The sequence below is a fragment of the Legionella israelensis genome (genome assembly GCF_004571175.1).
Classification (GTDB): Bacteria; Pseudomonadota; Gammaproteobacteria; order Legionellales; family Legionellaceae; genus Legionella_D; species Legionella_D israelensis.
In genome coordinates, this window is sequence record NZ_CP038273.1 from 494448 (window position 1) to 511935 (window position 17488).

The following is a 17488-nucleotide window of genomic DNA, read 5'->3' on the forward strand; positions in this document are numbered from 1 at the left end:
GATCCATATGCTGGAATTATTGCAACCTTTTTTTCTTTCTTTAGCAGCCGGCCTTATTATCGGTATAGAGCGCGAACGCAAACTTGTTAAGAGCTCTAAAGCTATTGGGCTAAGGACTTTTATTCTTTTCTCTCTTCTCGGTACATTGGTCGCTAAAATCAATCAACCTACCCTGACACTGAGCCTAAGTCTGTTTATTTTTGCCAGCTTGCTTATCAGTTATTACCGCGCCACCGAATCTCACGAAAAAGCCGGCGAGATTGGCGTTACTACAGAAATGGCTGCTGCTATGGTTTTTATGCTTGGTTATTTAATGTATGAACAAATGCTCTTAGCCAGCTGTCTTACAACCGCCTTATTTTTAATTTTGTATGGGCGAAGCAGCTTACATGAATTTGCCAGAGAGAAAATTACCGCCAAAGAAATAGAAGCTTCCATCACCATTGTCATCATTTCTCTTGCGGTTATTTCTTTCTTACCTAACCGCATCGTTGATCCCTGGCAATTATTTAACCCGCAAAAAGCCGGAATCATCATCATGATACTTGCTATGATGCAGTTTGGTGGTTATATCGCTATTAGGCTTTTTGGACAAAATCTAGGTATGGTCTTGCTGGGCTTTTTTGGCGGACTCATTTCATCAACCGCTGTTTTTGCCACCATTGCCGAGGCAGAACGTAACAAAAAATATATTTCCTATCAAAGAATTGTTGCCGCTATTTTTGCCACCATTGCTTCTCTTATTGCTTTTGTGGTTGTTATTGCTGTGGTTGACCTGAGATTACTTCAATACATTATCTGGCCATTAATCAGTGCAATTTTTATGGGCACTTTAATATCTTATGTCATTTTTGGTAAAAAAAATCATTCAAAAATTAACATCATTCAAACCAATCCTCTGGATTTCAAAGCAATTCTTAAATTGGCACTTATCATCATCGGCGTCTTATTGCTAATAAGCCTAACCAAAAAGTATCTTGGCCCAGGAGCATTGCCTTATGCAGCCTTTATCACTGGATTATTTGATATTCACGGAATGGCCTATGCTCTTGCTGTACTGTTCAGTAATGGTCTGTTAACTCTGGCAGAATCCACGGAATTACTCGCCATTACAGCGGGAGCAAGCTTTATATCAAAATTTGCTTTAATATGGATAATTGCCCACAATCGCTTTTCAACCCTGCTCAGTTTATTTCTTATCGCTATGTTAGCTGCAGGAAGTACGGCTTATTTTTTTATAATGGTTCAACTACCTTCCTAGATCATCAATAATTAACTTATATACTCATGAGTTATATTGAAAAAGCATATCTTTGTGCTTTTTTAAATTCAGTATTATTCTTGGTCAAGTCCAAAAAGTGCTGTAAATTCCCATTAATTCAGCCTATCAAGTTAGTACGTTATTTAGTCAAAGCATTCATCCCTACAACATTAGACTTTCCGGCTTCATTCTCAGCCAGCCAGTCATTAAATTCGTCCATATTAAGATAACGCCTTGATTGCCACTGCTCGTTTTGTTCAGCTAATAAAGCGCCAATCAGCCGCCATGCAGAATCATCATTAGGAAATATCCTTATCACTCGTTCTCGGCGCCTGATTTCCTCGTTAATTCGCTCTTGCATGTTGGTGGTGCGAAGTCGCTTCCTGTATTTCTCCGGCAACGCCATAACTACCATGGCATCGTCAAAAGCCTCCTCAAGGCAGGTAACTGATTTTGGTGCTTTTTTCTCAAAGGCATCAATAAAATCATCGCGTCTACGCCTGGCTTCTTCCATATCAGGTGCCTGAAAAACAAGCTTTGCCTTTTCAGCAACATCTTTGCGGTGTCTGACAGAGCAGTGCCCGAGGATGTTGCGCATCAAGTGAACTTGGCATCGTTGCCAGGTTGCACCTTGAAAGTGCTTTCTAGCCGCTTCCACAAGCCCTGCATGCTGGTCTGACACAACATACATCACGCCTTTTAGCCCACGAGATTTTAGCCATTTAAACGCTTCATCCCATGTAGCATAGCTCTCAGTGTCACCAATGCGAAGGCCCAGTATTTCACGGTAGCCATCACTTCTGATACCCGAGATGGTCAAGGCTGCTCGAGACACGACTCTGTCACCATCACGACACTTGATAAACATCGCATCAACCATGATAAATGGGTAGTTGTCACCATCAAACCGACGCTCGTTGAAGGCTCTGACTCTTGCATCAAGACCAGAACACAGTTGACTGACGGTTGACTTTGAAAAACTAGCACCGCAAAGTTCTTCAGTAATGTTATTAACTTTTCTGGTTGATACGCCATTAACAACCATTTCCATCAGAGCCAATACAAAAGCCTGCTCACTGCGTTGATAGCGCTTAAAAATATCGGTAGAAAAAGAGCCATCACGTGTCTGCGGCACTTGAAGAGTGACTGGTCCCACACGAGTGTATAGTTGTCTTGGACGGTAACCGTTACGATAGCCTATACGTTCACCTGAACGTTCATGCTTGTCTGCTCCCAGACTTTCTGACACCTGTGCCTCCAATACCTGATTCAATACACCTTCAACAAGCTTTGCGAGCCCATCCTGGCTTGATAAAAGTTCTGGAAGCAATTCCTTTCCAACTGTAATATTGTAATCCGTCATCGCTAATCTCCTTCGATAGTTATTGTTTTTCACAACTCAATAGTACCGAATTTTAGCGATGACTCCACTCCTAAAAAGTCAACCTGAATTTACAGCAGTTTACGGACATAACCGGTAAAGCTCCGACCATTGATCAAAACTCATATCATTTGCTGTACTGGAAATTTTCAAAAAAGAAACGCAATAAAGCCATTCATTTTCTTAAGACACTTGAAAATTCAGGCTTAAATGATCCACTGAAAGCCACTGAGATAGCTGGCAATGAAAGTCAACTGGAATCTTACAGCGGTTTATTCATTCCAGGCGGTCATGCACCAATGACAGACATTGTGTTTGAGAATTGGTTTGATTCTAACGAATTTAATCATAGCACCGGCGAAATTCTCAGCCATTTTCACATGCACCGAAAACCCACCGCAGCCATTTGTCATGGTGTCGCTGCTCTTGCAGCCGCTCCAGAACATGGTGGAAAATGGTTGTATAATGGTTATCAGATGACTTGTATTACCATGATGGCAGAATGGTTAGCTGAAGATATGCCTTTTTTTAAAACACTAAAAGGTCATATGCGCGATTATCCAACACATATGCTGCAACGTAAAGGAGCAATCATTCAACAAAAAAACATTCCTTTTCTTAGTCAGGTTGTAGAAGACCAAGAGTTAATAACAGCGCAAGATCCCTTTGCGGCAGAAGAGCTCGGCAAACAATTAAAAATTAAAATAGATAATTATTTACACGAAAAAAAGTAACAAAGTCTCTGATTAGCCTAATGGATATCCCGCTCTCACTGAATTGGTTTATTTTCCAGAGATGCGCAAAGCATTCTATTAGTTCTTGAGGCCAGGAGTTACCTACTGCTGCAAATACCATTTGGCAGCAGCTTGTAAAACCAAATTTATGTACATAAACTCTGGTAGAGCTCTGTATCGTTATTTCACATGGGCCTCTAAAACCAGCTGATAGTACTGATAGGTTTCATCACTAACATCCAATCCATGATTACGCAGCATTTGGCTACCACCCTCTTCTTCATACATCGTATGAAGACTTTCTTCTATACCTTTATCCCCCTGTGTAAATTCGGATAAGAGCTCACGGGATTTCAAGGCATAAGGTCTGGTTTTTGCATCTGAGGGATCCACACCCTGTTGTCTTAAATCATCAAGGCTATTGAAAATGGCATACCAGGCTTTGGCATATTCCTGTCCTTTTTTTTCATCCAAATGAAAGCTGCGTTTTTTTAAGGCTTGCAATTGTTCAGAGGTATAATATTTTTCTAACATTTTAATCGACTCCACGGTTTGACAGATTTCTTCAATGGAGACTTCATGTTTGTTACTCATCAAATCACATACGTGTTTGACTTGCTGATAAATTTGCTTTTGCTGGATGAATTGCTCCTTTAAGAAGGTTAAGTGTATATCCATCGTTTTTTGCAGTGAGATACTGTCTTTTTCAAACATCTCCTTAATGGTTTTCAGCGAAAACCCCATTTGCTTTAGCGCAACGATTTGCTGTAAACGCATCAGATTTTGCTTGTTATATAGTCGATACCCTGAATCACTATAACCAGTAGGAGATAATAATCCTATGGAATCATAGTGACGCAAACTTCGAATAGAAACACCTGTTCTTTTTGCAACTTCACCAATTTTAAACACTTTTCAGTCTCCCCTTTGTCAGTTATTTTTAACTAACAAGACAAGGTTAAAGAATGACATAATGTGAGAGTCAAGCAATTAATATGAATTGTGATGTTTTCGTCTCAAAAATAATAAAATTATTTATCCCTATAAAGAAACAAATCAGGGCGATTTCATCAAAGTTCAAAAATTCATCATTGAGAATGAGCTAAATTGTAGGAATATGTTTTATTAATCTGGCAAATTAAAATAAAAAATGTTAAAAATCAGGCGCCTACGTTGGTCGACGTAGATTATAAAAATCTTAAGAAGGAGCCTGATTGTGTTAGAAAGTACGCGTAAATTTGGAAAAAATCAATATTTGTTTCATTGTTTCCTATCCATTGAGGACCCACGTGTTGGAGGGCGTTGCACGTATTCACTTTTAACGATACTGATTATTGTTTTATGCGGATTAATATGTGGCTGTGACAGTTGGAAAGCCATGGAGATTTTTGCCAGGAGCCGCAAGCGCTGGTTAAGCCAATTTATTGACGTCAGTGAAGGTTTGCCAAGCCATCACACATTGGCACGGGTATTTTCTCTGATTGACCCTTTAGAATTTGAGCGTTGTTTAAGTTCATGGATAGAAGGAATCAGTCAATTTTTTATGGATGAGCTGATTGCGATTGATGGTAAGACAAGTCGTGGCTCCTCTTATCAAAGGGGCCATAAGAAGGCGACCCATCTGGTGAATGCTTACTCCCCACGCTTATCCGTGACCCTTGGCAGCACGGTTACACCTGACAAGTCTAATGAAATAAAGGGGATACCTATACTATTAAAGGCGCTCAGTATCAAAGATAAGGTGATAACGATTGATGCAATGGGAACGCAAAAGGGAATTGCCAATTTAATACGTCTCAAACAAGCTCATTATGTGCTTGCTTTAAAAAAGAATCATAAACGCATGCACCGAAAGGTGGATAACCTCTTTCAAAAAGCGGATTCCTTAAATTACAAGGCCATGGTTTTCCAACAAAAAGACACCAATAATTATGACCACAGCCGTTTTGAAGAAAGAACATACACCGTATTACCAGCCATGTACCTTCCTTCCTGCGGTCAACAATGGAAAGATTTAAGCGCCTATATCCGTGTGCAATCCACGCGGCATCTACCCACAGGAGACATTGAAACGGCTACACGTTACTACATGACATCCCTGCCTTATAAAAAACACAACTTAATGCGTCAGGCAATTCGCGACCATTGGAAAATAGAAAATGGCTTGCACTACAAGTTAGATGTCGGGATGAATGAAGACCAATGTCCGATATATCGTGGATGCGCTGATATAAATTTAAGCATTATGCGTAAAATAGTCCTTAAATTATTAACCCAGGATACTTCAAACCAAGATGGCATCGCTTTAAAACGAATGAAAGCTGCCCTTTCTACTCAATATTTGAAAAAAGTGATTGGATTTTGAACTTTGATGAAATCGCCCTGGAAACAAATCATAAAATCAATCAATATAATCTTTTTTTAAGCAAACTAGCTTATACTAATATTTAATAAGTTTTAAATAAGCCCAGTTCAGAGTTAAATAAATAATGAGTTATTATCATGCCCTATCGCCATAATAAAAGCCAACATCAACGATTTACAACCATTTCTACCGATGAAGGCACTTATGAACTATGGAATTCCTTGACTTCCAGCGAAGAGAAATGGGTAATTGAACAGTTGCGGCTGGAAAAAGGCTCTCTACCTCTTTCTAAAAAGGATGAACAACAGCAGCGACTATTATTTGGCGCCGGCCAATTTGGTAAAGTCAGATTAGCCAACAAAAATGGAAAACTCTTTGCGGTCAAAAAGATGTTGGTTAACTCACAGGAAGAAATGGATAGTCTTTTAAGAGAGTATTATTTTGGAAAATTGCTTAAAAATGCCAATATTCCTCATGCCAGCTATGGGACAGATGGAGCCATTTTACCCAATGCCCGTGGCCATTCCACCTTTTATCTTTTTATTGATAAAGTCGCTTCACTGGGAGATGGTGATAAACTTAAATCCTTATTGAAATATATCGAGTCGGAAGAACAGCGTACACAGCTTCTATCCTATGTTGCCCACTCTTTATTGAAATCAGCAAAGAGCATGCATGCGCAGCACATTTATCATCGTGATATTAAAGCCAGTAATATCCTGCTAAACAGTACAGGGCAAGTGTATTTATCCGATTTTGGCTCTGCCATTTGTACAAACCAAGAGCTAATTTCCAATCTTTTTAATGAGGGAATTCCTCAATATGAGGTATCCAATAAAACGGATCTGCGTTATATGAGCCCTGAATTTCATATCGCCATAGCTTCAAATATATCTTTACCTGTAGCCAGAGTATCCAGTTCGGCTTATTATGACAACTGGCGGCTTGGCTTAACTCTTCTGCAACTTTGCGGAGCCATCAAGGAGGGAGAAGGCATTCTAGCCAGCCCGAACCATCCCACACACCATAAAGATGGAAGTGTAAGTCCTGGATGGCTCACTGAATTAAAAGAAAAAGCCCATGGTGAAGAGTTAGCGCAATTAATTAACGCTCGATATGAAAAAGAAATTGAGAAAATAAAAAGAGAGTCTCTGCATAAAATCCCAACCAAACTTCAAGAGATCATTTTTGGCTTACTGGATTTGGATGCTACGAAAAGGCTCACATCTTCTGAGGCCTATAAACAATTACAGGATAACATACCTTCTGATACTAAACTTGTTGAAGAAGGATTTAAAAATATAGTTCACAGCCAAATCGCAGTTATTGTTAAAAACGGCATAAAAAAAGCACTGAAAACAGAAGCAGAAAGTTTTCCTAAGGACAGAAAATGGCTAAATAATGCACTGGAACAACTGAAAGTCTTGTTAAAAGCGCCCCATACTACTGCTAAAGATATTGAAGCTTTTGTTAATTTATGGATATCAAATAAAAACAATCTTCCCAATTATTCATTGGAACACTATGAAGCAGCTCTTGATCGTATAAAAAAAATCCATGCACTCCAAAACGATGAGGAAGGAAAATCAGATGAGTTTTTACCAGAAGATCCGGAATTTGCACGTTTGACAAATGCCTTCAAAAAAGCAGCAGAGGAATTTTCAGCTTATGTCAAAGCTAAGGCAAGCAAAAACAGTGAAGCGGTAAAAGAATCAGAAAGAATATTGCATAGTGTAAAAAAAGGCGTCAGTCACATCAAAGATTGTGTATCTTCAGATCCTGTTGAAATAACAAACCAACCTGCAACTAAGATCACGCCTACACAAAGCATGCCAAAAGAAACGGTGGATGAAAGCGCTTTAAATACGGTTTATAACCGAACGATACAGATATTAAAGCAGTTAACACTTGGCAGATTAATGCGTCTTTCTCAACAGGAAGCAGTATCTGTCGAGCGCATGCTTGAAAAAGACAAACAATTTTTTGAGCGTATTGCAGAGAGAACCACACTGGTTAAACCTGAGCTTTTAAAGCAAATTAGTGAAAAACTGCTGCTTTTGAAAAAATTGACAGAAGATCAACAAGTCTATGTCAGTACTCAACCAATAGACACTACACAGCTCTTAACACATGAAACAGAAGCCAAAGTATATCGAGCTCACAATAAAAAGACGAATTCAGAATATATATTTTCTGAATCCGCGCACATGAGAGCTTATCAGCTACCGTCTTCTGACAAAAATATTTTCCCGAAATTTGTCGCCCATGAAACTTTGAATAAAACACGACGTCCTGAAGAAATATATATCTATACGTCAAAAGAGATGGAAGGAAAGACACTTTCTACGTCCCTTGCTGACTTAAAAAAGCACGGTTCAAAGCTTAAAATATATATCAATGATCAGCTTGTGACTTCCAAAGCTCATTCAAACAAAAAATGGTTTCGATTTTTTGAAAAAGAACATTCGAAGAAGATATCAAACCACCAGCTTAATTTTACATTTGAAGAAATATCACCCATAACGATATCATTAAAAAAATAAATTAGATTAAATTATTATCGGATCAAAAATGAACAATAAATTTCAGACAATAAGAGCACAGTGGGATTCTAATCTTGATTATCTTTTAGTAACCATTGGTTCTGTCATCGGACTAGGTAATATTTTTCTGTTTCCTTTTTTTGTTGCTAAATTTGGCCCCCTTTTTATTGTTTTCTTTCTGCTGTTTGAACTGCTTATAAGTATTCCTGTGGTTCTTTCGGAATTTTTTATTGGGCGTCGCGGAAAGCAAAATCCAGTGGGTGCCATCAGTCTGCTTGCTATGGAATCAGGGGCTAATTATCGTTGGCGATGGATAGGATGGATTTGCTTTACCATTTTAGTGTTAACGCTTGGATATTACTGCCTCCATACTTCCTCTTATTTTTATTCATTGATAGAAGAGTTGCTTCATTTCAAGAGCAACCCCGCTAAGTCTTCAGTCACTATTTCTCCTGCAAATTCAGCCTGGTCATTTTTTTATTTTCTGATTTTTCTGGCGATGACCATGGCGGTCGTTGTAAAAGGGATAAACCGTGGCCTGGAAAAGATCTCAAGAATAGTGGTTCCATTTTTCTTTGTTCTTTTTGGTATTCTGGCCGTCTATGCTTCTTTTACAGGAGATTTTAAAGCAGCATGGCAATATCTACTTCAATTTAACGGAGAGATATCTGGCCCATTAATTGTTTCAGCCTTAATTTATGCTTTTTTTAAACTCAATACAGCCATGGGAACCATGGTGGTCTACGGCTCTTATTTGCCACCTACCACGCGTCTTGGAAAATCCACTTTAATTATTGCAGGTTTTGATCTACTCGCTTCCCTGTTATCTTATTTTATTATTTTTCCTTTGCTTTTTGCCCACATAGGCAGCGAGTTTCTTTCCCAATTCAAACTTGAAACAACCCTCAATACCTTTTTACAAATCCCGGGTGGATTCTGGTTTGCGTCTTTTTTTCTCTTAGGCACAATCCTTGCCTCATGGATGCCTGCTATTGCATTCGCAGAAAGCGCTACTGTGACTCTGATTGAACGCGCTTCCTTAAAACGTATTACATCAACAGCCCTGATTACCATGGTAGTCATTATTATTGGCATTCTTATGTTATGGCTTCCTGAAGAGTGGTCAATGGAAGAAATCACCCTGGAGCTTGCAGAGCAGATTTTAACTCCCATATCAGCATTACTGATTGCTCTTTTTGCGGGATGGGTAATCGGTAAAGAAACAGCAAACATTGAATTGGATTTTGGAAAAAAACTGTTCGGTATATGGCGATTTTTAATACGTTATCTAGTACCTGTTTGTATAGTTATTGTATTTACTTATCTTTTATGGATTTAGATGTCCTTTAATATTTTTGAAAATAGTAATAACTCTCCGTAAGTGACGAAAAAACCTGTTGATACGGTAACAAACGGAAAGTAATTCAAAATCAAGTCAGAGAAGGCTCGAGCTGAACACCATTCATAATTTGTTTAATACAAACTATGTTTTCAGCCCTTTCTTGTCTATCAGGCAATGTGGCAACAAAAGACCTGTTTTCAGGAAAACCTGATTCCCCAAAAGGTGTATTATCAAGCAAGCTTTCAATTAGCTCTGCTGCATCTTTATATTCGTAATCCAAAAGATCAGCAGGAGTCCTGCCCATCAAATCCACACTATCTTTATCGGCACCATGCTCGAGCAACATTTTAACAAGCATTGGATCGTCACCTCTTAAGCAGGCAATATGCAAGGCCGTCATGGCGTTTTTTAAATGAATGCAATTTACATCAGCATGATTGTCCAATAAAGCTTCAATAATAGGTTTCTGGGATTTTTTATCTGTTTTTGCTTGCCCGACTACTGAATCCGTATCTACGTGATTCCAGCCTTTCGTTACTGCTAAAAGCAATGGATTATTACCAAATTCTACAGAATATTTATCGATTGAAGCACCTGCCTTAATGAGTGAAAGCGCATTTTCAGTCAAACTGTTTGCAATACTGATCATTAAAGGAGTTCCATAAATAGAAACAAGAGAGTCACTACCGTCAGAAGTACAATGAAATTCGGGCAAGTCAATGGTTTCTTTTAATTTTTCGGGGTTGCCCTGAAAAAGACTTATTAATAGATGGTTTTGTTTTACAATATTGCCAAAACAAGGTAAAGCAGGTCCAATGGCAATTTTCATTCCATAAGCATTGTATCTAATTTTAGATAAATAAACCTCCGAGATATTACTCGATGAAGGTATAACAACATCATAACCTGTCTTGAAATCAGTAAAAAGAATTTTACTCGATTCAATCGCACTAAAAATATACAGATAATCTTTTTTCAATTGTTCAGCAACATTCAGGCGTGATTGCTCCAATGTATTTTCCATTTTTTCCAGGGCAATAGCCAATGACGAATTTTGCTCAGGCGCATTCATAAAAATGTTTTCACTATATTCTGTCCATTTGCCAATGATGTATTCATTAAAAAAATCAAGATCGTCCATTAATACATTTTTTCTAAATAGAAATGGAATAAAAATCTGTGTTGTTGGTTTTTCTATAGGGGATTGTTCAAAAAACATAGTGATCTTTTTTTATTTCAATTAAATTAATTATTTTACATTCTTTATTGATTTTAATCAATTCATGGCATCGCAAACGTCTTTTAAAGTTTCCTCTTGCACGACGATATTGTATAAATTATGAACATATGTTATCATGATGAAAAAATGAATTGGATTACTCTGATGTCAAAACAGCTAATTTATAAACCTGACAATGACGATTGCCCGCCTGAAGGCAATTCTTTTTCCGTCATCAATCGTTTTTTAGATAAAATAGGCTCTGGTTCTACAAAACAAGTTGTCCGAGCCTGTGTAGACGATAGTGGTACAAAAGCTTCTGGCAGCGCTTCTGATGAAACAGATGTTTCGAATAACTCGGAAGGACTTATCACCTGAAGGTAGCCTTGAGCTCACTTTACAAGGACAAAACGTACAAAAGCGACATCGTATTTCCGATATGAATAAACATACCTTAGATGTAAAAAAAGAAGACATTGAAAAAGCTGAAGAAGTCGCAAATGAAAATAACATCGATTTTCTGGAAAAAGAACATGAAACTCTTGAGCAAACCAATGAATCCTTTTTTCCTTATTCCACACTGCCTCTCTCTTAAAGCCTATTTATAACCGCTGTCAAAAATGACAGTATGTAAAAATTAAATTCAATTGTATGATGTAAATCTCTCGCGACTTTGTGAAAAATTTACAAAGTCAAGTCTCTATCATCTGAGGATATACTTCATATGCTTTTATTGAATGAAATGAAAAAAGTTTTAAATTATAAAAAAACGGCAATATTCGGAGCTTCCTTGTTTTTACTACTAAGTTCCCATTCCTACGCAGAACAAGGAGTAGAAAATCAAATAACGGTTCATCGAGAGCAAATGAAAAAAATAGTTACAGTTTATTTATTAATTGACGAACCCGCTCAATTAAAACGCTATGTCGATGACCTGAAAAAAATTGCTAAGCCAAACTTCAATCGCGTTATTTTTTCCTTTGTTCGGCCTTCATTGCCTAATTATCAATCAGGGAGTCTGGCAAATACCGGGATTTTAGGCTATTTTGATGAGGGAGATGGAAACGGTACAGAAGCATTTAATCAATTAAAAGAGGCTGTAACCCTTTCCAAGCAAAAATCAATAGAAACTTTTTTATCTGTTGGTGGCTGGAATTACAGTTGTAATTTTTCCTTGTATGGCGAGAATTGTGGAAGCAAGGAAATGAATTACGATTATTTTCCCGATCCAAATGATCCGTCCGAAGCAGATCTTGCTAAAACATCGTACAACAATCTGATAACCTTAACCAATGACTTAGGTATAGATGGTGTCGATTTTGATTATGAAGAATTCTGGCACGCTGATGCCTATGCAGAAAGTTGGGCAGGACAACCCTGGGCTACAGATATTGCCAACAATATTTTAAAAGATGGCGGAGCCACTTATGACAATCTGATGAAAAATGCTACCGGTTCAGGCTCCACCTTTGTCATGCCTAAAACCGTAAATAAAGTCCAATCCATTCTCCATCTCATCATGGATAATCCTGCCGCCAGCCAATTACGCTTCGCTTCTGCCGCCCCTCCCGTCGGAGCACGCCCTATAACCGGTTTTGTCTATGGTGATAATAAAGAAGACATTTATACTAAAGGCGGTGTTTGGTGGAAAGGCAATCTTAAAGGACTTTGGTATAACCTGGCCAGTAAAGATAAAGCCCTTGTTTCCCGTTTTGACAGTCTAGGCTTAATGACTTACGACTTGTGCGGTAACAATGCAGTTGTCTGTGCTCCATATGGTGGCGGTCCCTTGGATTTACCCGGCCAAGTTAGTGCTTATATGAAAGATTATCAAGTATGGTTAAAAGCAGATAAGGAAACTGAGGCGAAGCTCAATGTCTCAGACATTGGCAAAGTCGACTTCTATCCGGCCAAGTATAAAATTAACAGCAAAATTCAGTTTGGTTTTGAAGTGAATCAACCAGCCTATCCTAAAGACATCAATGGCCAATTACAGTTAACCGACAAACTGGTTAATCAAATTTTACAACAACAAAAAAACAGTGACGGCGTCATTATCTGGCAGATGTATTCCGGGCAAAATCCATCGGTCGAGGGCGCAACCACCAGTCGATACACTATACAGCAAAGTTGCAAAATGTTTTTAGCTGATGATTCCCGATATGATTGTAATGCCAATTTTCCATCCTCAGAAAATGAACAATAACCTGAATTTAATGTTTAGGGGTTGTCTAGGACCTGTCGACAATTAGATTTGCGAAGCGAAAATGGATATGATTTAGCTCAATTTACAGCCGAAAATACGGATTGTCGACAGAACCTAAGTCAATGTTTAAAGCAGCTACTATAATAAGGTTGTAAAACTTAAAATAAGGAGACTTATCATGTCACCCCAGCAAAGAACACATCAGGAAATCAATGGTGTAGATACACTGACTTTAAAAAAGACCATAGGTGAGATCCAGAAAAATCCTGAATTGGCAAAATGTGAGTTTCGCGTTCACAATGAATGGATAAATGGTGATGAAAATAAATCAGAAGCCTATAAATATTATGCCGCCTGCTCTGAGCAAAAACATAAAAAAACGTTTGAATTTAAAGCCGGAGAGCCAGAGTTGTTAGCTGGTCACGATAAAGGTGCAAACCCGGTGGAATACTTATTATCGGGCTTATCGGCATGTATGACCACAACCATCGCCTATTACGCTGCCTTAAATGGATATAAAATAAAAAACATGAATTCCGATTTCAAAGGGGAGTTGGATTTACAAGGAATATTCGATCTTGCTCCTGATGTTCGCCCCGGTTATCAAAAAATTTATGCCACATTTCATATTGAAACGGATGCTCCAGAAGAAAAACTGAAAGAATATTATAAGTTTTCACCGGTTTATGATGTTGTATCTAAGTCGGTACCTGTTGAAGTTCATATTGAAACTTATTAAGGGTATTTCTCCTTTTCAGTGGTTAACTCATGTTACGCAGCATAGTATTTTTTAGAACGAAGAGACAAAAAAGACGAAGCTGCGTAACATGAGTGGTTAATTAAGTGCCCAAATGGTTTTGAATGAGTCGATAGCGAGTCCTATTCACGAGTTCAGTCATTTTGGCGCATTTGCAGCAAGGGAATAGAAAGAGAACACACTCATCAAGACAGATTCAGGCCCTTTTTATAGGGGGCAATCGACTAATATTCTCTCTCAGTAGGAAGTAGAATTCCGACAGATCCTTTTTCAGGATGTATGGAACTCCAGTATTTTAAATAAATTCTTAACAATTCACCGTTGCTTTCCATTTCCTTTAATGCATTATTAAATAATGTAATTAATTCTTTCTTATCCTTTAATGCCATAATCCTCATTCCTTGTTTTATTACAACTGCAGGACCTACAACTTGATAATGCTTTGAGGATTGCGATTGCCAATAATAGGCTGCACCTGCATCCAGGATAATCGCATCGACATCCTGGGTATCTAATGCCTCAAGTAATTGCGGTAAATTGTTATAAAACTTAAATTTTAATCCATATTGTCGCGTCAGATTTTCATCTTTATACACAATTAAATCACAATATTCGCTGAGTGGTAAAATAGTGTTTTGAACAATACCAATGGTTTTTTTTTAAAAGAATCAAATTGATTTGAGCCAAGACTTAAAAATACTGCATCCCCCATAAAATATGGCTGACTGAAGATATAATTTTCCCCGTTTTTGGGCATTAGGCTAACTCCAATAATAATGGCATCCACTTCTCCATTATCCAATGCCTGCATTAATCTATCAAAACGCATGGGTTTCATATTACATTTAGTATTTATCAGCTGACAAATATCTTGAATAATTTCAATGTTAAATCCTGACGAGTTGTGATGTTCATCCACTACAAGTTCATAAGGAGGATTAAACACCAGCGTTCCTATCTCAATAGCATCATTATCAACTTGAGCATAGGAGGGACGTAAAAGAAAAATAATAAAAATTATCAGACAGCTTTTCCTAAGCATGAGAAGATTTTTGTGAATGTCCATATTTTAATTTTAGATGAATTTTTAATAACTCATGTTACGCACAATCGACTTTAACGAGCCATATTTTTTAACTCCTGCATAGCAATTTGGTTAGCCCTGAGTATTAATTTGTACTTGATGGCAAAGTGATTCAATTTTGTCTTTATTTTCATCATTTCCAGTTTGCAGTATGCAATGATTGCGGCAAAGATATGGTTGGATTGTGTTTTAACCGTACGGGTTGGAGACTTGTTCAGGCTTGCATTTTGTTTAATTGACTTGTGATACTCTTCAATCCGCCACCGTTTCTGGTACACTTCATAAAGACGTTCGGCACTGCTGGTCATGTCATTAGAAACGAGATAGAGAACCCCTGTAGAACCATTTTCGTTTTTGAAAATTTTCTTCAAAAGCCTCACTGGGAAGTCTAATCCCTTGAGATAGACTGTGTGGGCTATGTCCTCTTCAAGCTCTAATTCTCTGACTTTTGTGTACCGTCCGTTGTTGGCGTCGTTTTTGGATAAAGCTAAGGTTCGATTAGATTTAATCCCAATAATAAACGATTTTTGAAGGTCATTATGGATGTAAGCCATATTGGCCTTCGAGCCAAACCAATTGTCCGCAAGTACAAAGTCAAACAACACATGATTACTAACCGCTTGTGCGATAAGCTTGCGAAAAAGTTCATTTTTAGTCGTGGATGACTTTCTGCGAGCTTGCCTTGTTTCAATGTCACAAAAAGCAACGTCTTTTTTGATAACTTCATAACCAACAGGAACACTGAAGTCACCATACCGAACCATGCAGGTCAGGATATTAATCCCTTTGACCACATCACCTTTAGCATGGGAATAATGCCAACAATTAATTTCATTCTCATCCGTGTAAGGCTTCTCCTCAATCGAGTCATCCAATAAAAGAACACCGTCTGATGCTTCACTCTCCCTGACTGACTTCTTGACATAATTCCAGAGCGCTTTGGAACCAAAATCTTGTAGTCGTAAAAATCGTGTCACCTTGTCGTGAGCAAATTCACCATCCAACATCTCCGATAAACCTGTAGCTGTTGCATATTTATTCTGGCAAATCAAATAGTCACTATAAATATCAAGCATATCCATTAAATCTTCCTCCCTAAAAATCAGGGATGAAATTTTAATTAAATTTCAGGGAGCAGCAAGGTTTAGTGCGTAACATGAGTTAATAATTTTGATTCATATTAATATAATATCTGAACTTAACGATTTAATCAGGAATTTAGTTGACAGGATTTTTCGGTTATGTCCGTAAACTGCTGTAAATTCAGGTTGACTTTTTAGGAGTGGAGTCATCGCTAAAATTCGGTACTATTGAGTTGTGAAAAACAATAACTATCGAAGGAGATTAGCGATGACGGATTACAATATTACAGTTGGAAAGGAATTGCTTCCAGAACTTTTATCAAGCCAGGATGGGCTCGCAAAGCTTGTTGAAGGTGTATTGAATCAGGTATTGGAGGCACAGGTGTCAGAAAGTCTGGGAGCAGACAAGCATGAACGTTCAGGTGAACGTATAGGCTATCGTAACGGTTACCGTCCAAGACAACTATACACTCGTGTGGGACCAGTCACTCTTCAAGTGCCGCAGACACGTGATGGCTCTTTTTCTACCGATATTTTTAAGCGCTATCAACGCAGTGAGCAGGCTTTTGTATTGGCTCTGATGGAAATGGTTGTTAATGGCGTATCAACCAGAAAAGTTAATAACATTACTGAAGAACTTTGCGGTGCTAGTTTTTCAAAGTCAACCGTCAGTCAACTGTGTTCTGGTCTTGATGCAAGAGTCAGAGCCTTCAACGAGCGTCGGTTTGATGGTGACAACTACCCATTTATCATGGTTGATGCGATGTTTATCAAGTGTCGTGATGGTGACAGAGTCGTGTCTCGAGCAGCCTTGACCATCTCGGGTATCAGAAGTGATGGCTACCGTGAAATACTGGGCCTTCGCATTGGTGACACTGAGAGCTATGCTACATGGGATGAAGCGTTTAAATGGCTAAAATCTCGTGGGCTAAAAGGCGTGATGTATGTTGTGTCAGACCAGCATGCAGGGCTTGTGGAAGCGGCTAGAAAGCACTTTCAAGGTGCAACCTGGCAACGATGCCAAGTTCACTTGATGCGCAACATCCTCGGGCACTGCTCTGTCAGACACCGCAAAGATGTTGCTGAAAAGGCAAAGCTTGTTTTTCAGGCACCTGATATGGAAGAAGCCAGGCGTAGACGCGATGATTTTATTGATGCCTTTGAGAAAAAAGCACCAAAATCAGTTACCTGCCTTGAGGAGGCTTTTGACGATGCCATGGTAGTTATGGCGTTGCCGGAGAAATACAGGAAGCGACTTCGCACCACCAACATGCAAGAGCGAATTAACGAGGAAATCAGGCGCCGAGAACGAGTGATAAGGATATTTCCTAATGATGATTCTGCATGGCGGCTGATTGGCGCTTTATTAGCTGAACAAAACGAGCAGTGGCAATCAAGGCGTTATCTTAATATGGACGAATTTAATGACTGGCTGGCTGAGAATGAAGCCGGAAAGTCTAATGTTGTAGGGATGAATGCTTTGACTAAATAACGTACTAACTTGATAGGCTGAA

Annotated in this window: 16 protein-coding genes; 10 read left to right on the top strand and 6 right to left on the bottom strand. The window is 38.5% G+C overall.

The annotated features are described in order from the left end of the window. Positions 1 to 7: 7 nt before the first annotated feature. The gene (locus E4T55_RS02140; RefSeq protein ID WP_058501139.1) at positions 8 to 1261 is read left to right on the top strand and encodes an MgtC/SapB family protein; all 1254 of its coding nucleotides are present in this window, start codon (positions 8 to 10) and stop codon (positions 1259 to 1261) included. A 139-nt stretch (positions 1262 to 1400) separates the two neighbouring features. Here the strand turns inward: E4T55_RS02140 and E4T55_RS02145 are convergent, their stop codons facing one another. After that, the gene (locus E4T55_RS02145; RefSeq protein WP_115325208.1) at positions 1401 to 2624 is read right to left on the bottom strand and encodes an IS256 family transposase; all 1224 of its coding nucleotides are present in this window, start codon (positions 2622 to 2624) and stop codon (positions 1401 to 1403) included. Positions 2625 to 2773: 149 nt separating this feature from the next. Here E4T55_RS02145 and E4T55_RS02150 point away from each other — a divergent pair, with 149 nt between their 5' ends. Further along, on the top strand, positions 2774 to 3376 hold the full coding sequence (locus tag E4T55_RS02150) for a DJ-1/PfpI family protein (protein WP_058502256.1): 603 nt from the start codon (positions 2774 to 2776) through the stop codon (positions 3374 to 3376). A 180-nt stretch (positions 3377 to 3556) separates the two neighbouring features. On the opposite strand, the gene E4T55_RS02155 is transcribed toward E4T55_RS02150, so the two are convergent. Next, entirely contained in the window at positions 3557 to 4288 is a 732-nt protein-coding gene (locus tag E4T55_RS02155; protein WP_058502257.1) for a MerR family transcriptional regulator, read from the bottom strand. 304 nt (positions 4289 to 4592) lie between these two features. On the opposite strand from E4T55_RS02155, the gene E4T55_RS02160 reads away from it, so the two are divergent. The 3 genes from E4T55_RS02160 to E4T55_RS02170 all read left to right on the top strand — a co-directional run bounded on the left by E4T55_RS02160 (position 4593) and on the right by E4T55_RS02170 (position 9623). After that, positions 4593 to 5741 (top strand): ISAs1 family transposase, encoded by a 1149-nt coding sequence (locus E4T55_RS02160; RefSeq protein ID WP_115325256.1) that lies wholly within the window; start codon positions 4593 to 4595, stop codon positions 5739 to 5741. A gap of 137 nt (positions 5742 to 5878) precedes the next feature. Then, on the top strand, positions 5879 to 8284 hold the full coding sequence (locus E4T55_RS02165; RefSeq protein ID WP_058501213.1) for a protein kinase domain-containing protein: 2406 nt from the start codon (positions 5879 to 5881) through the stop codon (positions 8282 to 8284). A 28-nt stretch (positions 8285 to 8312) separates the two neighbouring features. Further along, positions 8313 to 9623, top strand: coding sequence for a sodium-dependent transporter (locus E4T55_RS02170; RefSeq protein ID WP_058501214.1), 1311 nt, complete (start codon positions 8313 to 8315; stop codon positions 9621 to 9623). A gap of 91 nt (positions 9624 to 9714) precedes the next feature. Here the strand turns inward: E4T55_RS02170 and E4T55_RS02175 are convergent, their stop codons facing one another. Then, on the bottom strand, positions 9715 to 10845 hold the full coding sequence (locus tag E4T55_RS02175; RefSeq protein ID WP_058501215.1) for an ankyrin repeat domain-containing protein: 1131 nt from the start codon (positions 10843 to 10845) through the stop codon (positions 9715 to 9717). 165 nt (positions 10846 to 11010) lie between these two features. Here E4T55_RS02175 and E4T55_RS02180 point away from each other — a divergent pair, with 165 nt between their 5' ends. The 4 genes from E4T55_RS02180 (at position 11011) to E4T55_RS02195 (ending at position 13790) form a co-directional block, all read left to right on the top strand. Continuing rightward, the gene (locus E4T55_RS02180; RefSeq protein ID WP_135121907.1) at positions 11011 to 11223 is read left to right on the top strand and encodes a hypothetical protein; all 213 of its coding nucleotides are present in this window, start codon (positions 11011 to 11013) and stop codon (positions 11221 to 11223) included. Then, positions 11180 to 11440: a hypothetical protein gene (locus E4T55_RS02185; protein WP_135121908.1), complete on the top strand. Its 261-nt coding sequence runs from the start codon at positions 11180 to 11182 to the stop codon at positions 11438 to 11440. The genes E4T55_RS02180 and E4T55_RS02185 overlap by 44 nt, the downstream gene beginning before the upstream one ends. A gap of 129 nt (positions 11441 to 11569) precedes the next feature. Then, positions 11570 to 13051, top strand: a complete 1482-nt coding sequence (locus E4T55_RS02190; protein WP_058501217.1) for a glycoside hydrolase family 18 protein — start codon at positions 11570 to 11572, stop codon at positions 13049 to 13051. A gap of 178 nt (positions 13052 to 13229) precedes the next feature. Beyond that, entirely contained in the window at positions 13230 to 13790 is a 561-nt protein-coding gene (locus E4T55_RS02195; protein ID WP_058501218.1) for an OsmC family protein, read from the top strand. Positions 13791 to 14032: 242 nt separating this feature from the next. On the opposite strand, the gene E4T55_RS15510 is transcribed toward E4T55_RS02195, so the two are convergent. From E4T55_RS15510 to E4T55_RS02210, 3 genes are all read right to left on the bottom strand, one after another. Further along, positions 14033 to 14404, bottom strand: a complete 372-nt coding sequence (locus E4T55_RS15510; protein WP_058501219.1) for a transporter substrate-binding domain-containing protein — start codon at positions 14402 to 14404, stop codon at positions 14033 to 14035. A gap of 2 nt (positions 14405 to 14406) precedes the next feature. Further along, a complete protein-coding gene (locus E4T55_RS15515) occupies positions 14407 to 14850 on the bottom strand; it encodes a transporter substrate-binding domain-containing protein (RefSeq protein WP_162262317.1) in 444 nt (147 codons plus the stop codon). Between the two features lie 74 nt (positions 14851 to 14924). Continuing rightward, positions 14925 to 15974: an IS701 family transposase gene (locus tag E4T55_RS02210; RefSeq protein WP_115325247.1), complete on the bottom strand. Its 1050-nt coding sequence runs from the start codon at positions 15972 to 15974 to the stop codon at positions 14925 to 14927. Between the two features lie 268 nt (positions 15975 to 16242). Here E4T55_RS02210 and E4T55_RS02215 point away from each other — a divergent pair, with 268 nt between their 5' ends. Beyond that, the gene (locus E4T55_RS02215) at positions 16243 to 17466 is read left to right on the top strand and encodes an IS256 family transposase (protein ID WP_115325208.1); all 1224 of its coding nucleotides are present in this window, start codon (positions 16243 to 16245) and stop codon (positions 17464 to 17466) included. Positions 17467 to 17488 lie beyond the last annotated feature (22 nt).

What these genes read in the sequence shown, in the direction of transcription:
- E4T55_RS02140 (WP_058501139.1), top strand. Translation starts at nt 8, where the DNA reads ATGCTGGAATTATTGCAACCTTTTTTTCTTTCTTTAGCAGCCGGCCTT.
- E4T55_RS02145 (WP_115325208.1), bottom strand. Translation starts at nt 2,624, where the DNA reads ATGACGGATTACAATATTACAGTTGGAAAGGAATTGCTTCCAGAACTT.
- E4T55_RS02165 (WP_058501213.1), top strand. Translation starts at nt 5,879, where the DNA reads ATGCCCTATCGCCATAATAAAAGCCAACATCAACGATTTACAACCATT.
- E4T55_RS02170 (WP_058501214.1), top strand. Translation starts at nt 8,313, where the DNA reads ATGAACAATAAATTTCAGACAATAAGAGCACAGTGGGATTCTAATCTT.
- E4T55_RS02175 (WP_058501215.1), bottom strand. Translation starts at nt 10,845, where the DNA reads ATGTTTTTTGAACAATCCCCTATAGAAAAACCAACAACACAGATTTTT.
- E4T55_RS02180 (WP_135121907.1), top strand. Translation starts at nt 11,011, where the DNA reads ATGTCAAAACAGCTAATTTATAAACCTGACAATGACGATTGCCCGCCT.
- E4T55_RS02185 (WP_135121908.1), top strand. Translation starts at nt 11,180, where the DNA reads ATGAAACAGATGTTTCGAATAACTCGGAAGGACTTATCACCTGAAGGT.
- E4T55_RS02190 (WP_058501217.1), top strand. Translation starts at nt 11,570, where the DNA reads ATGCTTTTATTGAATGAAATGAAAAAAGTTTTAAATTATAAAAAAACG.
- E4T55_RS02195 (WP_058501218.1), top strand. Translation starts at nt 13,230, where the DNA reads ATGTCACCCCAGCAAAGAACACATCAGGAAATCAATGGTGTAGATACA.
- E4T55_RS15515 (WP_162262317.1), bottom strand. Translation starts at nt 14,850, where the DNA reads ATGCTTAGGAAAAGCTGTCTGATAATTTTTATTATTTTTCTTTTACGT.
- E4T55_RS02210 (WP_115325247.1), bottom strand. Translation starts at nt 15,974, where the DNA reads ATGGATATGCTTGATATTTATAGTGACTATTTGATTTGCCAGAATAAA.
- E4T55_RS02215 (WP_115325208.1), top strand. Translation starts at nt 16,243, where the DNA reads ATGACGGATTACAATATTACAGTTGGAAAGGAATTGCTTCCAGAACTT.